Raw genomic sequence first — 12,926 nt, 5'->3', positions numbered from 1 at the left:
TGGTGTGGTGTGGTGTGGAGCGGTGCGAACGGCAGGCTAGCCGCTGCTGGGGTACTTCAACAGCAGCGCCTTGAAGCGTGGATCGTCGCGCAGCAGATCCCAGGCTGGGTCGAGCCGGAGCAACGCACTCGAGAGGGGGGCGCCATTAGGTATGGACAGCACATGCCCAATCAGGGCAATGGCCTGCTCGGGCTGACCAACCCGCACATACAGTTGCGCTTGCGCCGCGAGCATATCCGGTCCGGTGAGGGCATCCTTGCTGACCGGCATCAAGGCGACGGCACGCTCACCTTCAGCGACAGCCTCGGGTTTTCGGCCGAGCCCGGCATACGCAAATCCCAGAGCCAGATGCAGGTCCGCGTCGTCCGGTCGCTCGACGAGGGCGGTGCGCATGCGCGCCGCAACCTCGGCATACGTCGCCGTCGCCTTGGCCGTGTCTCCCGCCGCCTGCAAGGCCCACGCCACATACAGGTGTCGGGGCAGAACAATGTTGTTCGGGTCGGCCCAGTCATCGGCCTTGTCCGCCTCGGCTATCTTGATGGCACCGGCATAATCGCGCGCCAACCAGTGCTCGAAATACATGGTCATGATATTGCTGGTGTAGGCATCGCTGCCCGGCGCGAGCGCGGCCAGCGCGGCGTGCAGCGGTGTCGGATCACCCTTCCACATCAGGCGATTGAAGGCCTGCGCCACGCGATTGGCGACGGGATCCCGGCTCACCGCGATGGCACCGGCATAGGCCAGGTCGGCATCTGCGTAGCGATGCATGCTTTCATAGGTCACGGCGAGTTGGTCGAACGCAAATTCACTATGTGGATCAAGTACGGTGGCGGTGTGAAACAGCGCCACCGCCTCATCCCAGTGACCCTGGCGCCGGGCGATCGCGGCGATAATGAGTTCCACGGTGGCACTGCTGGGTAATGCGCGCCGAGCCAGCTCCAGTTGGGTGGTGGCACCGGCATAGTCCCGATGCCCCCAGTAGTCATACAACCCCAGCGCGTAATGTCCCTGGCCCAGATTCGGTTGCAGCTCCAGGGCGCGATCGGCGGCGGTCTTCGCCGCATCCAGTCGCGCGTTCGTGCGATCAGGTGCAAAGAAATACATCTGCATATGGGCGCGCGACAGCGCAGCCGCGGCCAGCGCGAAGTCCGGATCCCTGGCCAGTGCCTGTTGATACAGCGAGATCGCAAAGGGTAACTCGGACGATGACAGCGTGGGATCATCGTAAGCGCGGTTGGCATGTGCCCCGGCTTGCAGGTACAAATCGTAGGCTACGGCGTTCGAGGTCGGCACTCTGTCGATACGCGCAGTCTCGGCGGACGTCAGCTGCACCTTCAGCGCCTCCGCCACGTTCTGCGCAACCTCGCCTTCCACATTGAAAACGTCGTCCAGCGTGCGCGTGTAGGCTTTCGCCCAGAGATGGTTGCCGCTATTTGCATCGATCAGCTGCACATTGATCAACACCTGATTGCCGGCCTTCTGTACCGTGCCCTCGAGCAGCGACGCCACGCCTAATTGTCGCGCTATGGTTTTCACGTCTTCCGGATGGCTCGGGTACTTCTCTGTCGAGGTGCGGGAGATCACCTTGAGTCCGCCGATACCCACCAACTGGGTCAGGATCATGTCTTGCATGCCGCTGGCGAAATACGCGTTGTTCTGGTCTGTACTGAGACTCTCGAACGGCAGCACCGCGATGGACTTGAGATCGACCGCCGGCACCGTGTCCGCAGGGTGATGTGCGAATTGGCGCCACCCGAGCATCGCGGCCGCCACCACGAGCAGGCCCGTGATAATGGCAACGAGTCGCCTTTCGAGCCGACGTGTCTTGCCAGGCCGCAAGGGTAGCGTCGCCGGACTCGCTGCCGTTGTGGTCGGTCGCGCGGCGACATCGCTGGTGAGGGCCGGCAAGAACGCAGGTTCCGTGGCCGCTGATGCCCTGTACGCCATCAACTTCTCACGCGACGCGGCGGATCGCACCTGGGCATCGAGGCGGAAGCCGATGCCATGCACCGTATGCAGATAGTGGCTTTCCTCGCCGCTCTCGCCGAGCGCATGACGCAACACTGCGATGATGCGGCTGAGTACGGCAGGCGTGACATGGGTATGCCCCCACACCACGTCGAGAATCTCGTCACGGCTCAACACACGGCCGGGTTCACGCGCCAACAGCACGAGTACGGCGAATGCCTTGCGCTCGAGCGCGACCTCGCCGCCATCGACAAACAGGCGATGACCCAAGGTGTCGATCTCGACCCTACCGAATGCAATCCATGCGGCAGGGGCGGACTCTACAGCCATTTGTTCGACCTCCATTCCCGCTCCTGCTCCTGTTCAGGCTACACCAAGTCTGACGCGAGCCTCGGTATGGCCAAGTGTGGACTTCGTTGTTGACCGAACAGCATTCCAGCGCCATCTGAATCAGATGCTGTTGTTGGTCACCTTTACGCTGGTTCTGCAATGTCCGCCATGGGTTAAAAGGCACATTTCCGGCTTGCCAACATCCGGCTCCATCGGCACCGCTGCAGGCGCAGCGCTCCGCGCCAACACTATTTCCGCAGCACGATCAGTCATCGGGTATTGGGAAAGTGACGCCACGTGTGGGTAGCCAGGGCACGGTTGTTGTGCGGCGACGCCGACAACCGGCGCGGCGAACATGTATGTGGATGCCAAGTATATGAAAAAAATGGATTTTCTCTTCATCTCTTTGCTCCCTTATTCCGCTCCCTTATGAGGTGTATGAGGTGCGCTCGACCCGCCGGGCGTGACTGCACGTCTGACGCAACAAAAGACCGTACGTCTGAACGACGAACAAGGGACTGGCAAATCGACATTCACTCCATTGAGAACAACCAAAGCCCCGGATGACATTGGTCAGCAGCACTGTACTGGTCATTTCTGTCCAGAATAGGTGTTAATCGGACTGGAATCCGCAGCCCACGTATTGCTCGGGTCAATGCACATCGATTCGGGACAGCGTACGTGGCGCGCCGTCCGCACGACTTCTGCTTTTGGCCCGCTGCTGCGCGCCACCAGCTTCGCGTCGACCGCGCTGCCCGACGCGACAGAGCAAAGACGAAACACTCCCCCGACCGCTCGCGCCAACGAATCGCGCTCGTTTCTGTAAATAACCTAGCAAACGCCTCACGGTTTTAGCGAGATTTTCTCAAGCAGCACCCGCGGCAGCCACCTAGGATTCTGCGTACGGGAATCCATCCCCATCGGGAGAACATCATGAAACGACTGATGATTGGCGCAACCCTCGCTCTCGGTTTGACCTGCATCGGCACTGTGGCCATCGCCCACGAGGACGAGCAAATTGTTGAGCTCCACAACGGCTTCGCGGTGTTAGCTATCGTCGCCCATTCGCCAGCTGAGTTCGCGAAGGCACAACACGAAGCCCGAATGATGGAGGCCCGGCGCCATGTGGACCTGGGGCCGCAGACCATCGTTGCACGGGCGATCGACGAATCACCTCGGATCGTTGCCACACCGGTACTGAGTGCAGGCGCCGTGGCGAGCGTGCCGAGTCGATGAGGATGACGGGCGTCACGCCGAGCGCATCGACAGAAGTGACGGTGAATTTCGCCGCTTGCCGCCGCCCGCAGGTGGTCCGCCCCCTTCGTTCGTCGTCATGGCGGCGAAAAGCCGCACGCCATGATGGCGAACCTCACGGGGAGCTGCATCACGTGCGGCGCAATCGTATGGGCACGGCCGGAGTCCTCCGGCACCTCAGAATCACGCGCGGTCGCCTCGACAGAGATGCGGTCAGTTCGAGGGCGCTGCGGACGCAGCGTGCTGATCCGGACAGCCGCGTGAGCCGTACAACCATTAGTTGAGGTTTCCATGTTCCTCGAATTCGATGGTCAAGGGCCGGCTTACGCACAACTTACCCGTGCCTTGAAAGCTTCCATTCTCAGCGGGCGATTGAAAGCCAATACGCGCCTTCCGTCCACCCGCGCACTTGCCCTGGAAGTTGGCATGTCGCGCATCACCGTATTGGCGGCTTATGAGCAACTCCGTGCCGAAGGCTTCGTCTATGTCCGGGTTGGCGCTGGCAGCTACGTCAGCAACTTGCATACCTCTCCGCCACTTCGCTTGCTGAAAGCGGAGCCCATCGCAGCACCGTCCCTCTACGCAAAGCGTGCGAGAACGCAGAGAGACCCATTGATTACGCGCCGCCATCACGGGCTGCGTCTGAACATGCAATATGGCGAACCGATGACCCAACCGGCGTTGAGTACCCTCTGGGCCCGTGAACTCGCTCGCGCTGCGGTCTATACCCCGCTTGAACGAGGAGACCCGCAAGGACTGTTTGCCTTGCGTGAACAGATTTGTCGCTACCTGGCACTTCGGCGCGGTGTTGATGCGCATCCGAACCACGTGCTCATCATCAATGGTTCACAACAAGCCTATGCCTTGACCGCGCGTGTCCTGCTGAACGAAGGAGACGCTGCTGTCATGGAAGAACCGCATTATTTCGGCATGTGGCAGTCACTCGCTGCGCACGGGGCCAACCTGCTGCCCGTGCGCACGGACCGCGAGGGCCTGGTATGTGCTGAGTTGCCGGTGCAAGCACCCCGCCTGATCTGTGTAACACCTTCACATCAGTTCCCTTCCGGCCAAACCATGTCGTTGTCAAGACGCCTGGAGCTGTTGCGCTATGCCGAAGCAAGACAAAGCTGGATTCTGGAGGACGACTACGACAGCGAGTTTCGCTTCGACTCCCAACCGCTGGCAGCATTGCGTTCGCTCGACGAGGGTGACCGCGTGATCTACGTGGGCACCTTTTCCAAGACGTTGTTCGGCTCGATGCGTCTGGGCTATATGGTGTTGCCCGCAGCGCTGCGTCAGGATTTCATCAATGCCAAATATCTGGCCGATATTTGTAATCCGGTGATTGAACAGGCCGCCTTGGCGCACTTCATGGAGAGCGGCGGCTTTGAGCGACATCTGCGGCAAATGGGAAGAACGCTCAAGGCGCGCCGCGAAGTGCTGCTCAATGGGCTGCGACGTTATGCCGGTGAGCGCATCCAGATTGCGGATTCGCATGCCGGCATGCACGTCGTTGTCTGGTTGCGCGACTACGATCACGCACAGCTGGAGGCCCTAATCGATTACGCGCATCAGCGCGGGCTCGGACTGTACCCGATAGCGCCGCACTACCATGCGGCGCCCGCCATACCTGGCCTTCTTCTCGGCTACTGCGGGCTGTCCAGTTTGGAGCTGCAGGAGGCTGCCCAATTGTTCGGCATATGCCTGGATGCGATAGATGCGAGAGTGATCTGTACGTCAATGGAATCGTTGCCCTTGAGGCGACATTCCGGATGATGGCTTGGCCCATTTGAGGGAAGCCCACGAACACGGTCACAAAGTGGTGGCGCATGGTCGCCACCCAGCTCGTATACCGTCGGTTCAACGTCGATGACCGCAGCTACACGCAACCGTTGCTGCTGAAGCCCGACCGCGCGTGCAGATCTCGCAAGCTTCTTTTCAGCGCAAGTTCGAACTGGCACGTAAGGTGGAAAACGCCTCTACGCGTGCCTGCGCGGCGAGTAACGCCTCACCATAACTTGGCCGTTTGGCCAATATGGTTAAACGCACAACATGGAGGCATCGCGGAAAAATGGTGCGCCCGGCGGGATTCGAACCCACGACCCCTGCCTTCGGAGGGCAGTACTCTATCCAGCTGAGCTACGGGCGCATGCATGACCGCGTGGTGCTGGCGAAGGCCGGCACCACGGGTGCGCAGTATAGCGGAGTTGCCAGGGGCATGAACCAGGCCGCAGCAGCAGCGGGATGGCTTTACAGTAGCATCCGCCGATCCCTCCGCGCTCCCGGTTGCTGCGGGAGCGCGGCGCCGGCTTGCCTCAGCGGGCCTTGAGCAGGTCGGCCAGCGTGTCAGGCTTGCTGCTGTCGCGCACCAGATGCGGGTATTTCAGGCCGCCGTGGTAGTCGACGTGCACGGTCTTGTACTGGTCGAAGTCTTTCACCAGCAGGTCGATGCCCTGGCTCTGATCTTTCGCTGCTGCGGTGACCGCATCCTTGAGCGCGTCGCCGTCGTAGTCGTGACCGTTGACGGCGACTACGGTCATGCCCGGCGAGATGCCGGCCTTGAATGCCGGGCCGTCCCACAGCACGTCGCCGATCATGCCGTCCTTACCGACCGAGAGACCGAGTGAATAGGTGAGGTCGGCAAAATGGCGATGCGCCTCCACCGCCTTCACCGCGGGAGAGGGCTGGTCGGTATAGACCAGTTTCCAGCCGTGGCCTTCGATGCCGCCGATCAACGGGCCGTGGCCGTCCAGATGGCTGCGCAGGTAGCTGGCCCAGTCAAACGGCTCGATGCCGTTGAGCGTCTTCACCACGTCGTCGAAGGTATACGTGTTGGTGACGAAGCTGCCGTTGTCCATGCCGAAGAAGGCCTTGCCGAAGTCGTCGATGGAATGTTTGCCCTTGCTCAGGTCGCGCAGCTTGGCATCGACATCGAGCCAGATCATCTGGCCGCCGGAATAGTAGTCCTCGCTGCCCTGGTAATTGCGGTACGGCAGTGGCGCACGCTGGGCGATGATCGGGTCGTTGGTGGTGTCCTGGATGTTGCGCCAGCTGGCGAGGCCGGGGCGACCCTTGTCATAGGTGGCGGCAACGAAGGCGAGCATGTCGCGGGCCTGATCTTCAGTCCACAGGCCCGAGCGCGCGGCCATCACGTAACCCCAGAACTGTGTCTGGCCTTCATACACCCACAGCAGTGAATCCTGCATCGCCACGTTGAAATTCGGCGTCCACAGGTCGGCCGGACGACGGTACTTGCCGTCCCACGAGTGGTTGAATTCGTGCGGCAACAGGTCGCGCAGCACGGCGTTCTTGTCCCATTCGGTGAAGTAGTTGGTGCCGACGCCGTCCTCGCTGGAGCGGTGATGCTCCAGGCCGTTGCCGCTCATCTTGTCGCTGAGCGAGAACAGGAAATCGTAGTGGTCGTAGTGATGCGCGCCGTACATCTTGTACATCTGCTGCACCAGGTTCTGATGAACCTTCAACTGCGCCGGCGTGATCTCCAGATACTTCGGCGCATCCGCGACGATGTCCATGTGCACCGGCGTCTTCGCGCCCGGATCCAGATCGACGCGCTTGAAATACTTGCCGGCGTAGATCGGCGAATCGACCAGATCGTTGTAGCTGATTGGTTTGAAGTTCACTGTATCACCGTCGCGCGAAGCCACTTCCAGCGCGCTGCCAAACTGCCAGCCGGCGGGAAACTTCACACTGGTCTCGGCCATGATGCGTCGGCTGTAGTAGCCAGCCGGATACAGCGTGTTGGCATTCCACTGCAGATTGAGCATTTCTGGCGTCATCACCACGCGACCCTCGTGGGTGCTCTGCGGCGACAAGAACTGGAAATCCACCTCGACGTTGCTGGCGCCCTGCGGCACCTCGACATGGAACGCATAGACGTTCAACGTATCGCGCGTCCATGGCAGCACTTTGCCATTGGCAGTCACCACCAGGCCGGCCAGCTTGTCGATCGGGCCGGACGGCGAATGGTTGCCCGGTAGCCACTGCGGATAGAGCAGGGTCAACGGACCCGGCTGCGCCGGCATCACCTCGTGCACGCGGAAGATGCGATGGGCCAGGTCGGTGGCATCCACGCTGATCTTCAAAGTGCCCTGATACGGCACATCCTGCGGCGCCGGGACATCCGCCAGTGCAGCGAAACTGGCCAACCCGAAGGCGGTGGCGACGAGGGCGGAAGCGAGACGGGTGACTTTCAAAAGCATTCTCCAACGGGGCATGAGGATGGATCAGGATCTGTCAGCATGGCTGCCAGACCCGCCAGGCACAGGAAAACCGCGCTGCCGGGTTGTCATGGCGCGGATTCAAGACGTCGATGCTAGACCTCTGCTGCCGCGCTTAACCCATGCCGAAGGTCATGATCGCGTGCCGGTCCGGGGCATCGCGGCCATGCCGACGCGATCATGGCATCCATCTTGCTGCGTCCATGCCGATATCACTTTGTTCCTCAATTACCGGTAGACGCATGCAAGCCTTGTTCGCCAAAAACCCGCACGCCGCCGATCCGGAACAGCACCGCGAGTACACCCGCTATCTGGCACAGCAGATGGCACCGATGATCCATGCGTTGATGCTGGTCGCCATGCTGGGTTATGCGGCTGCGACCACGGCGGGCGCCCTGCTGGGTAGCTCGCCAGTACCGTTGTCATTGCGGGTGGCACCGCTCCTGCCACTGCTGCTGGTGGCAACAGCGACGCGTCGCGTGCAGCAGCCACGGCTACTCAGTGTGCTGGCCCTGTCATGCGTGCTGTTGCTGGAAGTCGGCATCAATCTCAACAACATCGGCCGCGCACCGGGACAACCATGGGTCATGCCGGGCCTGCTGCTGCCGGTAACGTCGTCGGTGATCTGGCTCGAAACCTGGGATTTCAGCATCGCGATGGCGCTTTGCGCGCTCGGGCCGTTGCCCATGCTGGTGCTGCGTACCGATGGCTTGCACGTGGTGCAATACCTCGTCTACATGGCGATTGCCGTTTCGCTGGCTGCGGTGCTGCGTGCGTTCATGGCACGCACCTTGTTCGAACAGTTTCGGCTGGAGCGCCGGCTGCGCGAAAGGGCCAATACCGATGATCTGACCGGCCTGCTGCAGCGCAATCGCTTCCTCGAACTGGCGCGGCTTGCGCTGTGCGATATCTGCCGCCAGCAGAAACCGGTGTGCATGCTGTTCCTGGACGCCGATCACTTCAAGCAGCTCAATGACGATCATGGCCATGCCGCAGGTGATGCGGCACTCGTCGCCCTGGCCGCAACCCTGCGCGCGCAGACGCGCCAGAGCGATCTGATTGGCCGCATCGGCGGCGAGGAATTTGCGTTGTTGCTGCCGGGACTCGATTTACTGCAGGCTTGTCAGCGGGCCGAACAGCTGCGACTGGCGGTACATGCCATCCGGCGTCCGGATGGCGCACTGACCGTCAGCATCGGCATCGCCGAATGCAGCCAGCCCGGTGAGACCGTCGAGACCCTGCTGGCGCGGGCGGATCAGGCGATGCGCCAGGCCAAGAACAATGGACGCGACCGGATCGCCAGCGTCTGATCGAAGACCCCACTAACCACCAGCCTGCGCCAGCTTGCTGTGGCGGATGCCATAGCCGAAATAGATCACACAGCCCAGCGCCATCCAGATCACGAAGCGCTCGTAGGTGATCCATGGCAAGCCGTAGATCAGCACGGCGGAGAACAGGATGCCCAGTGGCGCAGTGAACCATACCGCCGGCGTGCGGAAGTTGCGCTGCAGGTCGGGCCGACGCACACGCAGCAGCATGATCGAGCCGCAGATGATGATGAACGCGCTCAGAGTGCCGATGTTCACCAGCTCGGCCACCTCGCCGATCGGCAACAGGCCGGCTATGAGTGCCGTAAACAATCCAAGGATGATGGTCGGTCGTGCTGGCGTGCCGAAACGCGGGCTGACTTTCGCAAACCATCCCGGCAGCAGGCCGTCGCGTGCCAGCGCGAACCAGATCCGCGCCGCACCCAGCATGAAGGCGAATAACACGCTGGTGACGCCGATCACCGCGGCGATCGCGATAATGATGCTGAGCCAGTGCAGGCCGATCGATTCGAATGCATCCGACACCGAGGCCTCGCCGCTGAGCGTGCTGTACGGAACGATGCCGGTCAGCACCAGCGACACCGCGATATACAGCACCATCGCGATCGCCAGCGAGAGCAGCACCGCGCGCGGCAGGTCGCGCTGCGGGTGCTTCGATTCTTCCGCCGCGGTAGTCAGCGTGTCGTAGCCGAACACCGCGAAAAACACCACACTGGCGCCGGTCAGTACGCCCTGCCAGCCAAAGTGGCCGATGCCGGTGGTGGCATCGACGATGCGTGCGGGAATGAACGGGTGCCAGTTCGCGGTATTGATGTAGAACACGCCCACCAACACCACCAGCAACACGCCGATCACCTTGATCGTCACCACCGCCGTATTGAAGCGCGCACCCCATTCGGTGCGCACGGTCAGCAGCACCGCCACCGCCACCGATACACCGGCGGCAATCACGTTGAAACGGTGGCCGTCGCTGGGCTCGGCGATCACGGTTGCACCGTGCATACCGAAGACCTGCTGCAGGTAGTACTGCATGGTCTGCGCGCTCATGCTCTGCTGCGCCCATTCCGGCAGATGCACGCCGGCGGAGTTCAGCAGCACCTGCACATAGCCGGACCAGCCGATCGCCACCACCGCGACCACCAGCGCGTATTCCAGCAGCAGATCCCAACCGATGATCCAGGCGACGAACTCGCCGAGCACGGCATAACCGTAGGTATAGGCGCTGCCGGTGACCGGGATCAGCCCGGCGAACTCGGCATAACAAAGTGCCGCGCAGGCGCTGCCGAGGCCTGCGATGATGAAGCTCAACGCTACTGCCGGGCCGGCATTGGTGGCGGCCTGCTGGCCGGCCAGCACGAAGATGCCGACGCCGATGATGCCGCCGATGCCGATCGCAGTGAGCTGCCACAACCCCAGCACACGGCGAAAATCGCTGCGCGTGCCCACCTCCGCCTGCAACTGCTCGATCGATTTGTGCCGCACCAATTTGCTGAAGAAACTCATCGCCTGACCCTGAGGAAGCAAGCGGCGATCATAGCGAATGCGACCCAACACACACAGCGCAGTGCAACACGGCACCCGGATTTGTGGAAGCAGCCTCAGCCCCAACAGCTCAGTTCGCGGTCGAGGCCGCTCCCGTGAAACGGGATGACTGCTGCAGCCACGGCAATGCCAGCGCACTGAGCCCGAATACTGCCGCTATAGCGAGTGCAATGCGGCTGTCCAGATGGCCGATACCGAACCAGCGACCCACCAGCACTGGCACCAAGGCCGTCGCCAGCACACGCAGACCTTCCGCCCACAGCGCCCAGCGTCGTCCTTCCATCAATGCGCCGAGCACGCACAGGCTGGCCACCAGATACAACGCATAAGCCAGCAATGCCGACAGGCTGGCTGCGCCGGCCATGCCGAGAAACTGCGTCGTCATCGCCAGCAACAATGCAAACTGCACCATGGCATAGATCATCAATGCTTTCGGAACCGGTGGATCGAAGCGCTCGGTAGGCATCACGAAAGCCGGCTTCGGATAGCGCGCCGCCACATCGGCCGGCCGCCAGCCCGGCGGCTTGATCCACAGCAGCAGCTTGTCGCGCCAGCGTTCCGCATGCCACGCATCGATCGCCGTATGCCAGTACACCTCGGCATTTGCCCATAGCGGATTCCAGCTGCGCAGTGGCGAGCGCGTGCCGTATACCGGCGGGTCGTTGTCATCTTCCTCGATGAAGCTGCCGAACAGCCGATCCCATACGATCAGGATGCCACCGTAGTTGCGGTCGAGGTAGCGATCGTTCACCGCGTGATGCGCGCGATGGTTGGACGGCGAACAGAACACGCGGTCGAACCAGCCGAGCCGGCGGATCTGTTCGGTGTGCACCCAGAACTGGTACAGCAGGTCGATCAGCGCCACGATCACGAAGACCTTGAGCGGCACACCGAGCACGGCCAGCGGCAGGTAGAACAGCCAGCCCAACAGCGCGCCGCTGCCGGTCTGGCGCAGCGCAGTGGACAGGTTGTAATGCTCGCTCTGGTGATGCACCACGTGGGCGGCCCACAGGATGTTCACCTCGTGCCCGCAACGGTGCAGCCAGTAGTAGCAGAAGTCGTACAGCAGCAAGGCGCCAGCCCACACCCAGATGCTGTCCGCCGGCAGCTTGAACAGTGCCAGATGCTCGACGCACCAGGCGTAAATGCCGAACGTCAGCAGCTTGCTGAACACGCCCACGATCTGCGAGATCACGCCCAGCCCGATGCTGTTCATCGCGTCGTTGGTGGCGTATGCCTTTCTGCCACGCAGCTTCGCCACCAGCAGTTCGATCCCGATCAGCAGGAAGAACACCGGCGTCGCCCAGGTGATGATGAGTTCCGGTGTGTTCACTGCGCAACACCTGCCTCGACCAGGGTGTCGTCGCGCTGCACCGAGCGCGCGATCCACCATAAGGCCAGATAATACGTCGATAACACCCACAGGCTCGATAACGGGATCGCGGCATGAAAGCGGTTCCAGGCCAGCAGGCTGTCGCTGAGCATGAACAGCACGGCACCGACGGCGGCCCGACAAGCGCCGCCGGCCTGTGCATCGCCACGCCGCACGAACATCCAGGCACGCGCCAGCGCCTGTCCACCCATGCTGGACAGCACCACGACGTAGACAATTACCGGCAACCGCAGCGACACGCCGATCGAATCCCACAACAGCCACAGGTTGACCGCGCCGTAACCCCAACTGGCGAGCAGCCACTGTGGTCGCACGGCAAACCGGCTGTCACTGAGAAACGCCGCAAGAAAACACAGGTGGCCGCACAGGAAGGCCACCAGCCCGGGCACGAACAGATCCTGCGGCAACATCAGCAACACGTCGCCGAACAGCGAACAGACGATGCCGGCCGCAATCCGGCGCCGATAGCGCGTCGACAAGGACGGCTGTGCGCTCCATTCCAGCAGCAGGATCAGTGCCGTGGCCAGCGGCTTGCACACCCAGTGCAGCATCCGCCAGCCATCGGCCAGCGCGGGATCAGCCAGCAGGGCGCCGAGGATCGCCGCGACCGCCACCATCAGTGTGAAAGCAGCAAGCCAAGTACGCCTCTGCGCTGGCCAGGTGGCTGATGACATAACCGACATGCATGATCCATGCGAAACCGAATCCGCCGATCATAGTCACGAGTCGACTGCAATTCACAGCAGCTACGCCGAGTGACAACGCAAGCACCAGATGGCGCATGCAGATCCCTCAGGAGGATGAAGGTGCCAGGCATGCACGGTCGCCATCGCTGCACTTCTGTGACAGGCGCGCGTCGACTCCACTCAGCAG

The 12,926-nt window shown here is 62.0% G+C and carries 9 protein-coding genes and 1 tRNA gene; 3 read left to right on the top strand and 7 right to left on the bottom strand.

The features are described from left to right. Positions 1-36: 36 nt before the first annotated feature. Positions 37-2,313 carry a winged helix-turn-helix domain-containing protein gene (locus tag GSQ75_RS16320; protein WP_254058617.1) on the bottom strand — a complete coding sequence of 759 codons (2,277 nt, stop codon included), beginning with the start codon at positions 2,311-2,313 and terminating at the stop codon, positions 37-39. Positions 2,314-2,418: 105 nt separating this feature from the next. Continuing rightward, positions 2,419-2,700, bottom strand: coding sequence for a hypothetical protein (locus tag GSQ75_RS16315; RefSeq protein WP_158755940.1), 282 nt, complete (start codon positions 2,698-2,700; stop codon positions 2,419-2,421). A 531-nt stretch (positions 2,701-3,231) separates the two neighbouring features. On the opposite strand from GSQ75_RS16315, the gene GSQ75_RS16310 reads away from it, so the two are divergent. Both GSQ75_RS16310 and GSQ75_RS16305 read left to right on the top strand, forming a co-directional pair. Further along, positions 3,232-3,534 (top strand): hypothetical protein, encoded by a 303-nt coding sequence (locus GSQ75_RS16310; RefSeq protein WP_158755939.1) that lies wholly within the window; start codon positions 3,232-3,234, stop codon positions 3,532-3,534. A 309-nt stretch (positions 3,535-3,843) separates the two neighbouring features. After that, positions 3,844-5,328 carry a PLP-dependent aminotransferase family protein gene (locus GSQ75_RS16305; RefSeq protein WP_158755938.1) on the top strand — a complete coding sequence of 495 codons (1,485 nt, stop codon included), beginning with the start codon at positions 3,844-3,846 and terminating at the stop codon, positions 5,326-5,328. A gap of 296 nt (positions 5,329-5,624) precedes the next feature. Here the strand turns inward: GSQ75_RS16305 and GSQ75_RS16300 are convergent. Beyond that, positions 5,625-5,701: transfer RNA gene (locus tag GSQ75_RS16300), tRNA-Arg, on the bottom strand. A 166-nt stretch (positions 5,702-5,867) separates the two neighbouring features. Next, positions 5,868-7,766: a M61 family peptidase gene (locus GSQ75_RS16295; RefSeq protein WP_158755937.1), complete on the bottom strand. Its 1,899-nt coding sequence runs from the start codon at positions 7,764-7,766 to the stop codon at positions 5,868-5,870. Positions 7,767-8,032: 266 nt separating this feature from the next. On the opposite strand from GSQ75_RS16295, the gene GSQ75_RS16290 reads away from it, so the two are divergent. After that, positions 8,033-9,100, top strand: a complete 1,068-nt coding sequence (locus GSQ75_RS16290; protein ID WP_158755936.1) for a GGDEF domain-containing protein — start codon at positions 8,033-8,035, stop codon at positions 9,098-9,100. 12 nt (positions 9,101-9,112) lie between these two features. On the opposite strand, the gene GSQ75_RS16285 is transcribed toward GSQ75_RS16290, so the two are convergent. The 3 genes from GSQ75_RS16285 to GSQ75_RS16275 form a co-directional block, all read right to left on the bottom strand. After that, on the bottom strand, positions 9,113-10,621 hold the full coding sequence (locus tag GSQ75_RS16285; RefSeq protein WP_158755935.1) for an amino acid permease: 1,509 nt from the start codon (positions 10,619-10,621) through the stop codon (positions 9,113-9,115). Positions 10,622-10,730: 109 nt separating this feature from the next. Then, positions 10,731-11,993, bottom strand: a complete 1,263-nt coding sequence (locus GSQ75_RS16280) for a sterol desaturase family protein (RefSeq protein WP_158755934.1) — start codon at positions 11,991-11,993, stop codon at positions 10,731-10,733. Continuing rightward, entirely contained in the window at positions 11,990-12,736 is a 747-nt protein-coding gene (locus tag GSQ75_RS16275) for a lysoplasmalogenase (protein ID WP_158755933.1), read from the bottom strand. The genes GSQ75_RS16280 and GSQ75_RS16275 overlap by 4 nt, the downstream gene beginning before the upstream one ends. Positions 12,737-12,926 lie beyond the last annotated feature (190 nt).

The sequence above is a fragment of the Dyella sp. S184 genome, from assembly GCF_009766065.1.
Taxonomy (GTDB): domain Bacteria; phylum Pseudomonadota; class Gammaproteobacteria; order Xanthomonadales; family Rhodanobacteraceae; genus Rhodanobacter.
The sequence above is the reverse complement of the archived record's forward strand: the minus strand, read 5'-3'. Positions and strand labels throughout refer to the sequence as shown.

What these genes read in the sequence shown, in the direction of transcription:
- GSQ75_RS16320 (WP_254058617.1), bottom strand. Translation starts at nt 2,313, where the DNA reads ATGGAGGTCGAACAAATGGCTGTAGAGTCCGCCCCTGCCGCATGGATT.
- GSQ75_RS16315 (WP_158755940.1), bottom strand. Translation starts at nt 2,700, where the DNA reads ATGAAGAGAAAATCCATTTTTTTCATATACTTGGCATCCACATACATG.
- GSQ75_RS16310 (WP_158755939.1), top strand. Translation starts at nt 3,232, where the DNA reads ATGAAACGACTGATGATTGGCGCAACCCTCGCTCTCGGTTTGACCTGC.
- GSQ75_RS16305 (WP_158755938.1), top strand. Translation starts at nt 3,844, where the DNA reads ATGTTCCTCGAATTCGATGGTCAAGGGCCGGCTTACGCACAACTTACC.
- GSQ75_RS16290 (WP_158755936.1), top strand. Translation starts at nt 8,033, where the DNA reads ATGCAAGCCTTGTTCGCCAAAAACCCGCACGCCGCCGATCCGGAACAG.
- GSQ75_RS16285 (WP_158755935.1), bottom strand. Translation starts at nt 10,621, where the DNA reads ATGAGTTTCTTCAGCAAATTGGTGCGGCACAAATCGATCGAGCAGTTG.
- GSQ75_RS16275 (WP_158755933.1), bottom strand. Translation starts at nt 12,736, where the DNA reads ATGTCGGTTATGTCATCAGCCACCTGGCCAGCGCAGAGGCGTACTTGG.